The sequence below is a fragment of the Streptomyces sp. SID5910 genome (genome assembly GCF_009862125.1).
In the GTDB taxonomy this organism is placed as follows: domain Bacteria; phylum Actinomycetota; class Actinomycetes; order Streptomycetales; family Streptomycetaceae; genus Streptomyces.
The window spans coordinates 1-16,579 of record NZ_WWHX01000900.1 but is presented as its reverse complement, the minus strand read 5'-3'; the positions used below and the strand labels follow the sequence as shown (position 1 = coordinate 16,579).

General features: G+C 70.6%; 10 protein-coding genes and 1 pseudogene. 8 read left to right on the top strand and 3 right to left on the bottom strand.

Going from position 1 to position 16,579, the window contains the following annotated elements; all coding sequences use genetic code 11:
- From GTW67_RS31680 to GTW67_RS31670, 3 genes and pseudogenes are all read left to right on the top strand, one after another.
- Positions 1-1,296: pseudogene (locus tag GTW67_RS31680) on the top strand (sugar ABC transporter ATP-binding protein); the annotation flags it as partial.
- Positions 1,289-2,251: an ABC transporter permease gene (locus tag GTW67_RS31675; RefSeq protein WP_161166766.1), complete on the top strand. Its 963-nt coding sequence runs from the start codon at positions 1,289-1,291 to the stop codon at positions 2,249-2,251. The pseudogene GTW67_RS31680 and the gene GTW67_RS31675, both read left to right, overlap by 8 nt.
- A complete protein-coding gene (locus GTW67_RS31670) occupies positions 2,248-3,282 on the top strand; it encodes an ABC transporter permease (protein ID WP_161166767.1) in 1,035 nt (344 codons plus the stop codon). The genes GTW67_RS31675 and GTW67_RS31670 overlap by 4 nt, the downstream gene beginning before the upstream one ends.
- A gap of 70 nt (positions 3,283-3,352) precedes the next feature.
- Here the strand turns inward: GTW67_RS31670 and GTW67_RS31665 are convergent, their stop codons facing one another.
- Positions 3,353-6,628: a LamG-like jellyroll fold domain-containing protein gene (locus GTW67_RS31665; RefSeq protein ID WP_161168184.1), complete on the bottom strand. Its 3,276-nt coding sequence runs from the start codon at positions 6,626-6,628 to the stop codon at positions 3,353-3,355.
- 353 nt (positions 6,629-6,981) lie between these two features.
- Between GTW67_RS31665 and GTW67_RS31660 the strand changes: the two genes are divergently transcribed.
- Complete coding sequence (locus GTW67_RS31660) at positions 6,982-7,767, top strand: thioesterase II family protein (protein WP_161168183.1); 786 nt, start codon at positions 6,982-6,984, stop codon at positions 7,765-7,767.
- 67 nt (positions 7,768-7,834) lie between these two features.
- Here the strand turns inward: GTW67_RS31660 and GTW67_RS31655 are convergent, their stop codons facing one another.
- Both GTW67_RS31655 and GTW67_RS31650 read right to left on the bottom strand, forming a co-directional pair.
- Complete coding sequence (locus GTW67_RS31655) at positions 7,835-9,388, bottom strand: long-chain-fatty-acid--CoA ligase (RefSeq protein ID WP_161168182.1); 1,554 nt, start codon at positions 9,386-9,388, stop codon at positions 7,835-7,837.
- Positions 9,385-10,950 carry an AMP-binding protein gene (locus tag GTW67_RS31650; protein WP_161168181.1) on the bottom strand — a complete coding sequence of 522 codons (1,566 nt, stop codon included), beginning with the start codon at positions 10,948-10,950 and terminating at the stop codon, positions 9,385-9,387. The genes GTW67_RS31655 and GTW67_RS31650 overlap by 4 nt, the downstream gene beginning before the upstream one ends.
- Before the next feature lie 364 nt (positions 10,951-11,314).
- Between GTW67_RS31650 and hemA the strand changes: the two genes are divergently transcribed.
- The 4 genes from hemA to GTW67_RS31630 all read left to right on the top strand — a co-directional run.
- On the top strand, positions 11,315-12,541 hold the full coding sequence (gene hemA / locus GTW67_RS31645; protein ID WP_161168180.1) for a 5-aminolevulinate synthase: 1,227 nt from the start codon (positions 11,315-11,317) through the stop codon (positions 12,539-12,541).
- Between the two features lie 274 nt (positions 12,542-12,815).
- Positions 12,816-13,769 carry an ACP S-malonyltransferase gene (locus tag GTW67_RS31640; RefSeq protein ID WP_161168179.1) on the top strand — a complete coding sequence of 318 codons (954 nt, stop codon included), beginning with the start codon at positions 12,816-12,818 and terminating at the stop codon, positions 13,767-13,769.
- Positions 13,766-14,833 (top strand): acyl-CoA synthetase family protein, encoded by a 1,068-nt coding sequence (locus GTW67_RS31635; RefSeq protein WP_161168178.1) that lies wholly within the window; start codon positions 13,766-13,768, stop codon positions 14,831-14,833. The genes GTW67_RS31640 and GTW67_RS31635 overlap by 4 nt, the downstream gene beginning before the upstream one ends.
- A gap of 324 nt (positions 14,834-15,157) precedes the next feature.
- Positions 15,158-16,579: type I polyketide synthase (locus GTW67_RS31630; protein WP_161168177.1), on the top strand; the 1,422-nt coding region annotated here is incomplete at its 3' end.

The window sequence follows — 16,579 nt, the reverse complement described above, 5'->3', positions numbered from 1 at the left end:
TAAGAGGTCAACCTCATCCCGCTGCTGAGCGTGGCCCGCAACCTCTTCCTGGGCCGCGAACCGCGCACCCGCTTCGGCGTGCTGGACATGGCCCGCATGAACCGCGAGGCCGAGGAAGCCCTCCGCGCGTACGGCGTCCGCGTGGACGTGCGGCAGCCGCTGCGCACCCTCGGCGTCGGCGCCCAGCAGATGGTCGCCCTGGCCCGCGCCGTGGCGACGGACGCCCGGGTCGTCATCATGGACGAGCCGACCTCCTCGCTCGAACCGCGCGAGGTGGAGACCCTGTTCTCGGTGATCCGGCGCCTGCGCGACGCCGGCATCGCCGTCGTCTACGTCAGCCACCGCCTGGACGAGCTCTACGCCATGTGCAGCACCGTCACCGTGCTGCGCGACGGACGCCGCGTGCACCACGGCCGGCTGGCCGACCTGGACCGACTCGCCCTGGTCTCCACCATGCTCGGCCGGGACCTGGGCGACGTCCGCGAGGAGGGGGCGACCAAGTTCTCCGGCGACCACCAGGCCGCCGACACCCGGCCCGTCCTGACGGCCGAGGGCCTGACGGTCCCGCACAAGCTGCACGACGTCTCCGTCAGCATCCGCCCGGGCGAGGTCGTCGGCCTGGGCGGCCTGCTCGGCTCCGGACGCACCGAGACGGCGAAGGCCATCTCCGGTGCGCTGGCGAGGAGTTCGGGCGAGATAACGGTCGCCGGCGTGCCGCTGCGCGGCGGTTCGACCCCGGCGGCCATCCGCGCGGGGATCAGCCTCCTGCCCGAGGACCGCAAGAGCGAGGGCATCGTGCCGGGGCTGTCGGTCCGCGAGAACATCGCGCTCGCGGCGCTGCCCCGCCTCTCCCGCTTCGGCCTGGTCTCCGAGGCCCGCGTCGACAGCATCGTGGACACCTTCGTCAAGCGGCTGCGCATCAAGGCGTCCTCCCCGCACCAGAAGGTCGGCGAACTGTCCGGCGGCAACCAGCAGAAGGTGCTCCTCGCCCGCTGGCTGGCCATGAACCCCAAGGTGCTGCTCCTGGACGAACCCACCCGCGGCATCGACGTCGGCGCCAAGGCCGAGGTGCAGAAACTCGTCGACGAACTGGCCGTGGACGGCCTGGGCGTCCTGCTCATCTCCTCCGACCTGGAGGAACTGATCGAAGGGTCCGACCGCGTGGTCGTACTGAAGGACGGTGCGGTCGTCGGCGAACTGACCGGCGACGACGTCACCGAGGACAAACTGATGCGCACCATCGCCGGCGGCGACCCGGCGCACGACGCGGTGAAGGAGGCGGCCACCGATGGCTGAGGCCACTCTCCGCACCCCGCCCCTGGACCGGGCCCGCGTCCTGCAATGGCTCCAGACCTACGGCGTGTACGCCGGCGTGGCCCTGCTCCTGGTCGTCAACATCGTCATCACCCCGCACTTCATGTCCGCGGAGAACTTCCGCACCCAGGCCGTCCAGGTCGCCCCCGTCATCATCGTCGCCCTGGGCATGGCCCTGGTCATCGGCACCGAGGGCGTCGACCTGTCGGTCGGCGCGGTGATGGCACTGGCGGCCTCCGTGACGGCCCTCTACCTCGGCTACGGGCTGCTGCCCGCCCTGCTGGTGGTGGCGCTGTTCGCCGCCGGTGTGGGACTGGCCAACGGGGCGCTGGTCGCGTTCGTCGGCGTCCAGCCCATCGTGGCCACGCTGGCCCTCATGGTCGGCGGCCGGGGCGTGGCCCTCGTCCTGCTCCCGCAGCTGGAGGACCTGCGCAACCCGGCGCTGGCCTCCCTCGGCTCCGGTGACATCGCCGGCGTCCCGTATCTGATCCTGATCGCCGCCGCACTCGCGCTGCTGGTCGCCTTCGTGGTCCGCCGCACCACCTTCGGCCGCCAGCTCCTGGCCATCGGCGACAGCCGGCCGGCCGCCCAGCTCGCCGGACTGCCGGTGCGGCGCGTCCTGATCATCGTGTACGTCGCCTGCGCGCTGCTCGCCGCGGTGGCGGGCGTGCTGGCCACCGCCCGCCTCCAGGCCAGCGACCCGACCTCGCTCGGCAACCTGATGGAGCTGTCCGCCATCACCGCCGTCGTGGTCGGCGGCACCCCGCTGACCGGCGGGCGGGTCAACATCGCGGGCACCGTGGCCGGAGCGGTGCTCATCCAACTGCTCACCGCCACCCTGATCAAGCACGATCTGCCGCCCTCGTGGACCCAGATCGCCCAGGCCATAGTGATCGTGTGCGCGGTCTACGCGGCACGGGGACGGGGGAAGCGATGACCGCCACCGGGACGGAGACGTCCGTGACCACCGCGAGCAACGAACCGACCGACGCCACCGCACCGGTGGGCTCCGCCCGCTCCGAGCGGCTGAGCGCCCTGGTCCAGCAGCACGGCGCGCTGGCGGTGCTGGTGCTCGTCTCGATCGTCGCCTCCTTCAGCTTCGACTCGTTCGCCACCGGCGACAACGTCTCCAACATGGCGACCGGTTCGGCGTTCCTCGCGATCGTCGCCCTCGGCATGACCTTCGTCATCATCACCGGCGGCATCGACCTGTCCGTCGGATCCCTCTTCGCCCTCGGCGGTGTCCTGGCGGCCTGGGGATCCCGCCACGGCACCCTGGTGGCGCTGCTGCTGCCCCTCGTGGTCTGCGGGCTCATCGGCGTCGTCAACGGCCTGCTGGTCGCCCGCTCACGCCTCGCTCCCTTCATCGTCACGCTGGCCGCCATGCTGGGCGCGCGCGGACTGATGCTCGCCATCACGGACGAGGGCGCGAACACGTACCTGATCGGCAAGGGCTCCTTCCTCGCCGAACTCGGACAGGGCACCACCCTGGGCGTCGGCAACCCGGTGTGGATCACGGTGGCGCTGTTCGTGGCGGGCGCCGTGGTCCTGCGCCGCACCCGCTTCGGGCAGCACGTGTACGCGGTCGGCGGCAACGAGGACGCGGCCGCGCTGATGGGCGTGCCGGTCGCCCGCACGAAGATCGCCGTCTACACCCTGTCCGGGGTGCTGGCCGGGCTGGCCGGCGCCCTCAACGCCGCCTGGCTCGCCTCCGGGGTGACCATCCTCGGCAACGGCATGGAACTGGACGCCATCTCCGCCGTCGTCATCGGCGGCACCCTGCTCACCGGCGGCCTCGGCTACGTCAGCGGTTCCCTGGTCGGCGTCCTGCTCCTGAAGGTCATCCAGAACATCATCAACCAGATCGGATCGCTGGACTCCTCCTACCAACTCGTGGTCAGCGGCGCCTTCCTGGCGCTCGTCGTGATCGCCCAGACCTGGCTGGGGCGCCGACGGCAACTGATGTGAGGCAGCTCGGACACGGCGGCGGCCGGTGCCCTTCCCGGGCACCGGCCGCCGCGTCGTCAGTAGCCGGGGGCTACGGCTTCTCCTGCGTGTGGAGCGCGCTCACCTCCTCGGCGGTGAGCGCCTTGTCGTAGGCGTGGACCTCGTCGACGGCGCCGTTCCAGAAGTCGGTGTCCTGACCGTTCCACTGGGCGCGGCCGACGGCGAGGGGGCCGGAGGCCGCGTAGTTCGGGCCGGCGGCCGCGGTCGCCGCCAGCGTTCCGTCGACGTAGAGCTTGATCTGGTTGCTCGCTCCGTCGCGCACCCCGACGAGGTGGTACCAGCGGCCCGTCTGCGGCGTGACGGCCAGCCGGGCACGCTTCTCGCCGGGCGTGCTGAAGGCGAACGCGCCCTGGCCGTACTGGAGATAGAAGGGGCTGGCCTGGTAGCGGCCGTCCTGGCTCACGGCGGTGGCGTAGTTGCCCGGGAGCCCGTCGAGCCTCACCCAGGCGGAGACCGAGTAGCTGCCGGCGGTGTCGAGCACCGGGCCGTCCGTCTGGGCGGACTGCGCCACGCCGTCGAACTTCAGCGCGCTGCCGCTGACACCGGGCGTCCAGGTGGTGCCCTCGGACAGCCGCAGGTTCCTGCCGTTCGGGCCGTCGTCCTTCGCGGCGGTGCCCGTGCCCTCGTCGAGGGCCCAGTGGGCGCCGCCCTTCAGCTCCGGCCGCTCGCCCGCGGCGGCACCGGCCGCGATGACCTTGCGGTTGATCTCACGCACCCGGACCGGGTCGACCTTGATGTCCCGGCGGTCGTACGTGTACAGGCCGTTGAGCTCGTTCTCCAGGTCGGTGATCTGCGTGTACACCGAGCCCGACAGTTCGGCGCCGGCCTGGGCCAGGTAGAACTTCTCGGTGTTCTCGACGTACTTGCGGGTCAGCGCCTCCTTGTCGGCGACGCCGCTGTAGATCACGGTCGGGGCGCCCGGCCACATGTGGCCCGGGGTGCGCAGGGTGAAGCCGCCGTGCTCGCCGTCCAGGGCGGCCCGGTGGTCGGGGAACGGCGGGTCCTCGTTGTTGTAGTCGTGGTGGTCGACGATGTCGCCCTTGCCCGAGTCACCCTTGGAGTTGCAGCAGTTCACACCGCTGTGGGCGTTGACCACCCGGGACGGGTCGGCGGCCTTGACGGCCTCCGCGATACGGCCGGTCTCCTCGCGGTTCCACTCGCCCCAGCCCTCGTTGAAGACGATGTTGCCTATGACGGCGGGGGAGTTGTGGTGCTGTCGCATCGCCTCCATGCCCTGGTCGACGAAGGCCTTCTGTCCGGTCGTGTTGGTGACGTTCCCGGAGACGAAGTCCTGCCAGACCAGCAGGCCGAGCCGGTCCGCGTGGTAGAACCAGCGGGCCGGCTCCACCTTGATGTGCTTGCGGACGGAGTTGAAGCCCAGCTCCTTGTGCGCCTTCAGGTCGAAGGCCAGGGCCTCGTCGCTGGGGGCCGTGTAGAGGCCGTCGGGCCAGAAGCCCTGGTCGAGCGTGGCGAGCGAGAAGACGGGCTTCCCGTTGAGCACCAGCTTCTGGTACCCGCCGACGTTCTCGACGCCGATCTCGCGCATGCCGAAGTAGCTGCCGACCCTGTCCTTCGACCGGCCGTCGGTGAGCGTGACGTCGAGGTCGTAGAGGTAGGGGTCGTCCGGCGTCCACAGGTGCTGCTTCGCCACGGGGAGGCGGAGCTCCTTGTCGGCCGGTCCGCTGACGCGGCCGACGACCTTGCCGCGCTTGTCGCGGGCGACGGCCTCGACGCGGGCCTTCGGTGAGGCGCCCGCGGAGTCGACGGTCACCGCGAGGGTGCCGGTGTCGATGTCGGGGGTCGTGACTACGTTGTCAATGGAGGCGTCGGCGACGGGCTCCATCCACACCGTCTGCCAGATGCCCGACGACTGGGTGTAGAAGATGCCGCCCGGGTTGGTGGACTGCTTGCCCATCGGCTGGTTCGCGCCGCCCGTGTCGGTGACGGCGACGACGATCTCCTGCGGCCCCTTGGCCTTGAGTGCGTCGGTGATGTCGGCGCTGAACGCGGTGTAGCCGCCGGTGTGTTCGGCGACCTGCCTGCCGTTGACCCAGACGCGGGCCTGGTAGTCGACGGCGCCGAAGTTGAGCTTCAGCCGGTCGCCCTTGCCGCTCTTGCCGACCTTCCAGTCCTTGGGCACGTCGACGAGCTTGCGGTAGAACATGTGGTCCTCGTGCCGCTCCAGCCCGGAGAGCTGCGACTCGACCGGGAACGGCACGGTGATCTTCTCGCCGAGATCCTTGCCGAAGACCGGCTGTTCGCCCGCCTCGGCCGCGGCGAACTGCCAGGGCCCGTTGAGGTTCTTCCACTTGGCGCGCACCTGCTGCGGGCGCGGGTACTCCGGCAGCGGGTGCTTCTCGTCGAGCCGGTCGCCCCACTTGGTGGTGAGCCGGTGGGTGGAGTCGTTCTGCGCGTAGCGGTGGATGTCCGGCACGCGCTCGCCGCCGGAGGTCAGGCCGCCCTCGCCGTCGTAGACCACCCGGACCTGCTGGCCCTTCTGGACCGGCTCCTTGAGGGTGATCAGCAGCGTGCTGCGGTCACCGGGGGCGACCGAGACCGAGCCGATCGGCATGGGGGTGGTGTCGGCCTGGATCTCCAGGTGCTTCGCGAGCGCCTTCACGTCGCCGCCGACCCGGCCCTCGAAGCGGGCCCGCACCTGCCGGCCGTTCCGGTCGACCGACGGCTCGACCGGGTAGACCTCGAATCCGTCCGGCGGCGTGAACGCCGACATCGGGACGACCTGCTTGGGCAGGTTCGGGGTGGACCAGCGCAGGAACATGTTGGCGCCGCCGGTGTCCTGGAACATCTCCAGGCGGAAGTCGTGCTTCTCGCCTGCGGCCAGCCTGACGGGAGCGCTGGTCTGCTCGTTGTCCCAGTCCCCCTCCCAGTGGTCGATGACCGGTTCGCCGTCGATGAAGAGGCGGAAGCCGTTGTCGCCGCTGGCGTAGAAGGTGTAGTCACCGGTGGCCGGTGCCTCGATCCGGCCGGTCCAGCGGGCGGTCGTGTGCTCCGTCCGGCCGGTCAGCTCCTGGAAGGTGCCGGTCAGTCCGGAGAAGTTGATCTGCGGGTCGAGCAGGGTGCCGCCGAGTTCGGCGAAGTCCCGCGCACCCGGCGCCGACATGCTGAAGTACTCGCCCTTCAGGCCGTGTACGGCGACGTCGGCCTGTCCGGACGACGGGGCCGACGCGCCGGCGGGGCTTTCGGCGGCCGACGCGGTGGACATCAGGCCGGTTGTGGGCAGTGTCAGGGCTGCGGCGGTGACCAGAGCCCACGCTCTCGCTCGTGGGCGGGTGTGTCGTCGTCTCATCGAACCTTTCCTCGCGCAGGGGTCCCGTTCCGGAACCTGTCGGCAGGCGGCACCGGCTCAGGCAGTGCCGGACAGCGGCTCTTCCAACGTTGGAAATCCTTGACAGCGGAATGACAACACGTCACCTGACGACTGTCCAGACCTCGCGCACAGCCCGCCCGGCTCCCTCGCCGGGGGCGGCCGCGGGCGTCGCCGACCCCGCTGCCGGCAACCGGAAAAGCGCAGTTCAAGGGGGCGCCCCGGTTCCTCCCAGAGCGTAAGCCTTGAGTGTGGGACGCCGGTCGGGAAGGCTGGGGCCACGGACGCGACCTCACCGGAACGCGTTCGCAGGGCACACAGAACGGACGGAGTACATGGCTGACTCGCACGAGTTGAGGCAACGCTGGATCAGGCGGTTCCACCCCTCGCAGGACAGCGAGGTCACGGTGGTCTGCTTCCCGCACGCGGGCGGATCGGCCAGCTACTTCCTGCCGGTGTCGGCCCGGCTGGCACCCCGCGCCGAGGTGCTGGCGCTCCAGTACCCGGGGCGTCAGGACCGGCGTTCCGAGCCCGGGCTCACCAGCGTCGACGCGCTGGTGGACGGCATCACCGACGCGCTGCGCGACCATGCCGGCAAGCCCCTGGTGTTCTTCGGGCACAGCATGGGCGGCACGCTCGCCTACGAGACCGCGCGGCGCCTGGAGGCCGAGTCCCCCGGGCAGTTGCTGGGACTGGTCGTCTCGGGGCGCCGGTCACCCGGCAGCGTGCGCGACGACAAGGTGCACCTCATGGACGACGCGGGGCTGATCGGCCAGATACGCAAGCTCCAGGGGACCGACGCGGCGCTGCTGGACGACGAGGACGTGGTGCGGATGATCCTGCCCGCCCTCCGCGCCGACTACACCGCGGTGGAGCAGTACGTGTACCGGCCGGGGCCCGAGCTGAGCTGCCCGCTGTACGTGTACACCGGCGACGCCGACCCGCAGGTGCGCGAGGACGAGGCGAAGGGCTGGGCCGAGCACACGCGTGCCGACTTCCGGATCCGGACCTTCACCGGCGGGCACTTCTACCTCGCCGAGCGGAGCGAGCAGGTGATCGCCGCCCTGCGGGAGGATCTGGCCGGTTTCCGCAGGGGGACGCCGACCCGGGCCGCGGGCTGATCGCCCGGTCAGGACGCAAAAGAGAGTGCACGCGCCGTGAGCGACGGCGCGTGCACCCTCCGCGGGGTCAACTACCGCCGGAGTACCGGGCGGTGAGCTCCCGCTTCAGCACCTTCCCGCTGGGCCCCAGCGGGAAGTCCGTCACGAACTCCACCAGCCGCGGGTACTTGTGCGCGGCGACCCGTTCCCTGCTCCAGGACACGATGTCCGCGGCGAGCTCCGGACCGGGCTCGCTGCCCGGCCGGGTCCGCACCACGGCGCACACCTCTTCGCCGTACTTGTCGTCGGGGACCCCGATGACGGCGACCTGGGCGATGGCCGGGTGGCGCATCAGCACGTCCTCCACCTCGCGGGGATAGACGTTGTAGCCGCCGCGCAGCACCATGTCCTTCTTGCGGTCGACGAGCGTGAGATAGCCGTCGGCGTCCTTGGTGCCCAGGTCGCCCGTGCGGAACCAGCCGTCGACCAGGACGGCCGCGGTGGCCTCCGGCCGGTTGAGGTACCCGGCCATCACATTGTGGCCGCGGACGACGATCTCGCCCACCTCGCCGTACGGCAGCAACTCGACGCGGTCCTCGCGGTCGGCCGCGGCGATCTCCGCCTCGACACCCCAGATGGTGCGGCCCACCGTGCCGGGCCTGCGCGGCCACGCCTTCTGGTTGTACGCCACCACCGGTGACGTCTCGGTCAGGCCGTACCCCTCGTAGATCGGGCAGCCGTAGACCTCCTGGAAGTCCTCCAGGATCTTGACCGGCAAGGCCGAACCGCCGGAGAAGGCGCGGTCGAGGGCGGGACGGCGGGGATCCCCGGCGGCGGCGTCGAGGAGCGCCAGATACATGGTCGGCACGCCCATGAACACCGTGCAGCCCTCGGTGACCATGAGGTCGAGCGCGCCCGGACCGTCGAAGCGGCTCATCAGGACCAGGGTGCCGCCGGCCAGGAAGCAGGCGCTCATGCCGCAGGTCTGCCCGAAGGTGTGGAACAGGGGCAGACAACCCAGCAGCACGTCGTCGGGGGTCAGGTCGAACGGGGAGCGCATCGTGGTGTGGACGTTCATCACCAGATTGAGATGGGTGATCATCGCGCCCTTGGGCCGGCCGGTGGTGCCCGAGGTGTACAGCACCAGTGCCAGGTCGTCGGGCGCCCGCGGCACCAAGTGGTCCAGGGGCTCGCCCCGTTCGGCGAGGACGTCCAGGCGCGGCGGACCGTCCGCGCCGTCCGCGCCGTCCTCCGCCAGGACGGTGAGCAGCGCGGTGCCGGTCACCTCCGCCGCCTTGGCGCCCTCCGTCAGCATCGGTCCCGCGCACACCAGCGCCTTCGCCTCGGAGTCGCGCAGCACGTGGACGATCTCGTCGGCGCGCAGCAGGCCGTGCACCGGGACCACCACGGCACCGAGCGCCAGCACGCCGTAGTACACCATCGGGAAGTGCGGCGTGTTGGGCAGCAGCAGGGCGATCCGGTCACCCGGCCCTACGCCGTGGTCGCGCAGCACCGCGGCGTACCGGCGGGTGGCGCGCCACAGGTCGGCGTAGGTGATCCGCTCGGAGCCGAAGACGAGCGCCGGATGGCCGGGGCGCCGCTCGGCGGACTCGGCGAGGACGGAAGCGGCCGAGAGCGTCATGCCGCACCGGTGTGCCGGGCGGCCAGCGCCTGCTTGTCCGGCTTGCCCGCCCCGGTCAGCGGCAGGGTGTCGTGGAAGGAGACCACGGCGGGGACGTGCTTCGGGGACAGCTCGGCGGCGACATGGCCCACCAGAGCGGAGGAGTCGGCGGTGCCGCCCGGCCGGACCACCACGGCGGCGTGGATGTGCTCCACCCGGTCCTCGTCGACCACGCAGTACACCGCCGCCTGGTTCACCTCCGGGTGGGACAGCAGCGCGTTCTCGACGTCCGTGGGCTGGACCTTGATGCCATTGGTCTTCATCACGTCGCCCAGCCGGCCGTGCAGCCGCAGATAGCCGCCCTGGTCGACGGAGCCGAGGTCGCCGGTGTGCACCCAGCCGTCACGGACGGCCTCGGCGGTCAGCTCCGGTTCGCCCCAGTAGCCGAGCATGTTGAACGGCGTGCGCACACACACCTCGCCGACCTCGCCGGGCGCGAGGTCACGGTGGTCTTCGGGGTCGAGGACGCGCACCTCGGCGGTCAGCTTGCCGACGGTCCGGCGGAGCTCGGCGTCGAAGTGGTCCGGGGGCAGCAGCACGCTGATGCCGCTGGTCTCCGTGGTGCCGTAGAACTGGAGGAGCACCGGGCCGAACACCTCGATCGCCTCGGCCAGCCGGGCCGGGGAGGCGGCGCAGCCGCCGTAGGAGATGATCCTGATGCTCGACCGGTCGGTGGTCGAGATGTCCGGGTGGTCGACCAGCATGTACAGCTGCGGCGGGGTGAGCGTCAGCGCGGAGACACGGTGCCGCTCCACCGCGCGCAGCACCGCGCCCGGTTCGAACCCGTCGTGCAGGACGACCGTACCGCCCGAGGCGAGGGCGAGGTCGACGCCGGAGCCGTTGGAGTGGCTCACCGGCAGGGTCGACAGGTACACGATGGGTTCGGGGGACTGGAGGCCCGCCATGAGGTAGAGGCTGCGCACCCGGTACGGCAGGGTCACGCCCTTGGGCCTGCCACTGGTGCCGCTGGTGAAGAGCACCACGGCCGGCTGCTCGGGGTCGGCCTCGACGGCTTCCAGGTCGAAGGCGTCCGCGTCGCCCGAGGACAGATCCAGGACATCGGGACCGAGGGCACCGAGTGCGGCGAGCCGCGGCGGTGCGGAGAGCCGGCCGGCCAGCTCACGGGCCGCGTCGAGATTCTCCTTGTCGACGGCGAGGTACGCCGCCCCGGACTTGGCGAGGATCTCGGACCGGGCGGCGGCGGCGAGCTGGTCGGAGGGGTCCACGGCGTTCGTGGAGTGCAGATGCACCACGGTGGCCCCGGCAAGGTTGGCCGCATAGCGCAGGATGACGGTCGCCGGAGTATTGGTGACAGTGAGAACCGCCACGATCGGCGCCGCACCGTTCGCCGTCGGACCCGGGTTCTCGGAGAAGTCCCGGCGCAGGAGTTCCGCCGCCGCGAGAACCGCCCGGGAGAACTGGTCCGCGGTCCACTCCTCGCCTTCCCGCCACAGGGCTGTCCGGTCCGGATCCGACGCCAGCGCCTCAAGTACCCGGCGGGCGTAATTCTCGTTCGAGGACACCGAAACTCCACTCCATCGACCCGTTTTGGTCGGTGCAGGATTGCATGATCGCAGGGGTATGGCAACGGGTCGTGAGTTACCGTCAGCTTTGCCGACTTGTCCGGGTTGCCGTGTGTATGCGTTTCAACTCCGCGCTATCACGGGTAGGTTGGACGCCGACCGTGGGCTGATGATATACAAGAGTTACTCTCGCGCACCTCCTCGAATTGAGGACGGTCAGCCGCAATTTCCCGCACGAATCCGCCGGTGAAGCGTCCGTGCCGGGGGCCGAGAAGCCGCCGAAGGCGCGAGGAATCAGCCAGCTCCACGCAGTCGCCTGTAGTTGCACGCGGCCTCAGACGGCCCGAAAACGAAGCGAGTAGACGTGACCCCATACCTGGACCTCTTTTCACGCCTCATCGACGGCGCTGACGGGGGAAAGAGAGAGTTCCTGGAGATCGGACGGCTCGCCGGGAGGTTCCCCGCGGCCAGTGTGCGCAGCGACGGGGATGCGGACAGCATCAGCGTCTGGTGCAGCAACGACTACCTCGGCATGGGCCAGCACCCCGCGGTGCTGGCGGCCATGAAGGAGGCCGTCGACAAGTACGGTGCGGGCGCCGGAGGTTCACGCAACATCGGCGGCACCAACCACTACCACGTCCAGCTGGAGGAGGAGCTCGCCGCGCTCCACGGCAAGGACGACGCCCTGCTGTTCACCTCCGGCTACACCGCCAACGACGGTGCGCTGTCCGTCATCGCCGGCCGCCTGGACGGCTGCGTCGTGTTCTCCGACGCGCTCAACCACGCCTCCGTCATCGACGGCCTGCGCCACAGCCGCGCCCAGAAGCAGATCTTCCGGCACAACGACACCGCGCACCTGGAAGAACTGATAGCGGCGGCCGTCCCGGACGTGCCCAAGCTCATCGTCGCCGAGTCCGTGTACTCGATGAACGGCGACATCGCCCCGCTGGCGGAGATCGCCGACATCGCCAAGCGCTACGGGGCGATGACCTACATCGACGAGGTGCACGCCGTCGGCATGTACGGCCCGCAGGGCGCCGGAATCGCCGCCCGGGAAGGCATCGCCGACGACTTCACCGTCGTCATGGGCACCCTGGCCAAGGGCTTCGGCACCACCGGCGGCTACATCGCCGGCCCCTCCGAAGTGATCGAAGCGGTACGCATGTTCTCCCGCTCCTTCATCTTCACCACCGCGCTGCCGCCCGCCGTGGCCGCCGGTGCCCTGGCCGCCGTACGCCACCTGCGCTCCTCCGAGGCCGAGCGGGAACAGCTGTGGTCGAACGCCCGGCTGATGCACCGTCTGCTCGACGAGCGGCGCATCCCGTTCATCTCGGACCAGACCCACATCGTGTCCGTCCTGGTGCGCGACGAGGCCCTGTGCAAGCGCATGTCCACGCAGCTGCTGGACCGGCACGGGATCTACGTCCAGGCCATCAACGCGCCCAGCGTGCGGGTCGGCGAGGAGATCCTGCGGGTCGCTCCCGGCGCCGTGCACACGGCTGACGAGGTCAGGGGCTTCGTCGACGCCCTGGACCAGGTGTGGACGGAACTGGGCGCCGACCGTCTGCCGGCCGCCCCGGAACGTAGCTGATCACCCTCCCCAACCCCCCGCGAGCGAGCGGTGTCTGATCGGTTGTCAGCCACATCACGTCGAGCAGTCCTTGCTTGACATGAGATCGCTGGCGGGGGTTGGATGAGATTATCGAACGGCTAAGCGACCTGCGGGTAGTTGTAGCGTGCAAGGCAGTGGTGGCTCCCTCGCGTGAGCCGGCCGCAAAGTGCCGCTTCGCGGTATGCCCTTCCCTGACCGGGAAGGGTGGGAACGGGGGTTCTGAGTGACGCTTGCGTATGTCCTCGATGGTGGCATGAATGACCGGCCCGGGGCCGGCACCGAACTGTACGAACTCTTTCCGAGCGTGCAGCGGACCTATGCGCAGATAGCGGACTGGACCGGTATCGATGTTCAGCGAATTTTTCATGAACAAAGAGAACCGGGACAGGAGCATCGTCAGGGAGTCGGCGCCATCAGACAGGCGGCGGCCATTCTCGGAATTGCCGACGTGCTCGCAGAAGAATACGCAATCACCCCCACCGCGGTATGCGGACTCAGTTTCGGCGCACTCGTCGCCGCAACCCTCGCCGGATCGGTGGAACGACGCGATCTGTTCATTCTGCTGATGCGTTTCCGGGAAGTCCCGCCACCCACCGTGTCGGAATCCCGGCGACAGGCCGTCGCCATGCTCCGCATTCCCCTCGAGAACGACCCCGCCGCCTTCGTGGCGGACGCTCCCGACGTCCACCTCTCCGCCGATCTCGGCCGTGTCGGCACCGGCAACGAACGCATGGTGCTGCTGGGCGGCTACCGGGCCGCGCTCGAAAGCTTCGGCGCGACCCTGCCGCCCGGCGCCCTGCACGTCTCCGACGACCACGGAGCCGCCTTCCACTCACCCCTGCAACGGCACGTCACCGAGTTCATCGAACCCACGCTGGAAGCCATGACCTTCCGCGACCCACGCGTCCCCGTCCACTCGTGCATGGAGCGCAAGGCGCTCACCACGGGCGAGGAGATCCGTGACCTGTTCCACCGCAACCCGACCGACCCGGTGAGCGTGCCCCACATGATCGGCGGTCTCGAGGACGCCGGCACCGAACTCGGCCTGGTCCTCGGCCCCGCGGCCTTCGGCACCTTCCAGAACGCCCAGTTCCCCGTGGTCCACGTCGAGTCCCCGGACCACGTCTTCGAGGCGATGACCGCGGTCTACGACTTCGGCATCGAACTGCCCCCCGTGGACGACGCGACGATGGGGAGCCCCCGATGACCGACACGAACGCACTCGTCGACCAGTGGCTGGACCAGGACATCGACGCCTGGACCCGCCGAGTCGTCCGCCGCCACTTCGACCCCGACACGGGCAGCCCGTACTGGCTCAAGCGCGCCGCCGAACTCGCCGTCGACCCCGCGGACATCAAGACGTACGACGATCTCACCGCCTTCGGGCCGATGCCGCTCGGTGAACTGCGCACGCTCGACCCGGCCGACCTCGTACCGCAGGCCGTCCCCCGCCCCCTGGGCGGACGCATCTGGGACTCCGGCGGCACCACGGGCAGCCCCTGCCGCGTCTTCTACACCGAACCGATGCTCGTGCACCGCGCCGCCTGGCGCCGCTGGGTCATCGAACGCGAGGGCTTCGAGCCCGGCCGCGGCTGGCTCCAGGCCACCCCCACCGGCCCGCACCTCATCGGCCAAGGAGCCGTGGACCTCGCCGAGCTCTACGACGGCCGCGTGTACGGCATCGACTTCGACCCCCGCTGGGTCAAGCGGCTGCTGCGCGGCGGCAGACTCAAGGACGCCCAGGAGTACACCGCCCACATCGTCGACCAGATGGCCGCCGTGCTGGAGAGCCAGCCCGTCGACTACCTCGTCACCACCCCGGCACTGCTCCAGGCGTTCATCAAGGCCCGCCCCGAACTGGTCGCCCGGCTCAGCGGCGTACGGCTCAGCGGCACCCACGCCACCCCGGCGATGCGCCGCTCCTTCCACGAAGCGCTCGGCGGCGGACTCGTCGTCGTCACCTACGCCAACACCTTCGGCAACACCGTCGCCCTCCCCGTGGAGAACGAGGGCACACTCATGCCCTACCTGCCGAACTACCCGCAGGTGACCATGGCGGTCGTCGACAAGGACGACTGGTCGACGGTCGTCCCCTACGGCGAACAGGGCCAGGTCCGCCTGACCGTCCTGCACGACGACCTCTTCCTGCCCAACATCCTGGAGCGCGACCTGGCCGTCCGGTACGACACCGGCGACGCCTGGCCCTGCGACGGCGTCGCCAACGTACGACCCCTTCAGGTCGTCCGCTCGGCGCCGGAGGGGATCTACTAGACCCACGCCGGGGTGCGCACGGCCACGCCGCACCCACCCCGGCACGCCCCGGGCGGGTGCCGATGCCGTGCGCCCGGGCCCCGGCGCGGGCCGGCCCGGCCGGATGCGCCGGGCGCGCACCACCGGTCCGCGTCCGCCAGGACGCAGCGGCTGCCACCGCCGTGCCCGCCCCCACATCCTCACGGACGCCGACCGCCCCCGCCGGACGATCCCGGACGGCCCACGGCGCCCCCGACCACCATCCGACCACCGTCAGCCGCCGGAGCCGGGAGCGACGACCCGTCGCGCCCGGCACCCCACGTCCTGGTCCAGGGAGTCATGCTCATGAAGCGTTCTGAGGCCGCCGTCGCACACCCGGCGGACACTCCGATCGCCGTCGTCGGAGTCTCCTGCCGCCTCCCCGGAGCACCCGGCCCCACCGCCTTCCTCGACCTGCTGCGCGGCGGCACCGACGCCATCACGGACGTACCCCGGGAACGCTGGAACGCGGACGAGCTGTACGACGAGGACACCGACCGGCCGGGCACGGTCAACACCCGACGCGGCGGCTTCCTGAACCAGACCGACGTCGACCACTTCGACGCAGCCTTCTTCGGCATCTCACCCCGCGAAGCCGCCGCGATGGACCCGCAACAACGCCTCGTCCTGGAACTGACCTGGGAAGCCCTCGAAGACGCGGGCATCGTCCCCGACCGGCTCCGCGACACCGACACCGGCGTCTACCTCGGCGTCATCGCCGACGACTACGCCACGCTGCAACGCCGACGCGGCGTCGAGGCCATCGACCGCCACAGCTTCACCGGCCTCCACCGCAGCCTCATCGCCAACCGCGTCTCCTACCACCTCGGACTGCGCGGCCCCAGCCTCACCCTCGACGCCGGCCAGGCATCTTCCCTCGTCGCCGTCCACCTGGCCTGCGAGAGCCTGCGCCGAGGCGAGAGCACCGTCGCCGTCGCCGGCGGCGTCAACCTCATTCTCGCCCCCGAGAGCAGCGTCAGCGTCGCCAAGTTCGGCGGACTGTCCCCCGACGGCGTCACCTACACCTTCGACGCCCGCGCCAACGGCTACGTACGCGGCGAGGGCGGCGGCGCCGTCGTCCTCAAGCCCCTGGCCGCCGCCCTCGCCGACCGCGACCCCGTGTACTGCGTCATCCGCGGCAGCGCCGTCAACAACGACGGCGGCGGCACGCATCTCACCACCCCCCACCAGCCCGCCCAGGAAGACGTCCTGCGCCGCGCCTACCAGCAGGCCGGCGTGGACCCCTCCCGCGTCCAGTACGTCGAGCTCCACGGCACCGGCACGAGGACCGGCGACCCGATCGAGGCCGCGGCCCTCGGCACCGTCCTCGGCAGCGCACGCCGCAACACCGGCACCCCCCTGCGGGTCGGCTCCGCCAAGACCAACGTCGGCCACCTCGAGGGTGCCGCGGGCATCGTCGGCTTCATCAAGACGGCCCTCGGCCTGAAGCACGGCGAACTCTTCCCCAGCCTCAACTACCGCACCCCGAACCCCGACATCCCGCTGGACGCGCTCAACCTGCGCGTCCAGACCGAGGCACAGCCCTGGCCCGCCGACCCGGCCACGGACGGCCCCCGCACGGCGGGCGTCAGCTCCATCGGGGTGGGCGGCACCAACTGCCACGTGGTGCTGGAGGAGGCTCCGGCGGGCGAGAAGACGCCGGTTGCGGACTCTACGCAGGCCGCGACGCCGGTGGTGGTGCCGTGGGTGGTGTCGGCGAAGTCGGAG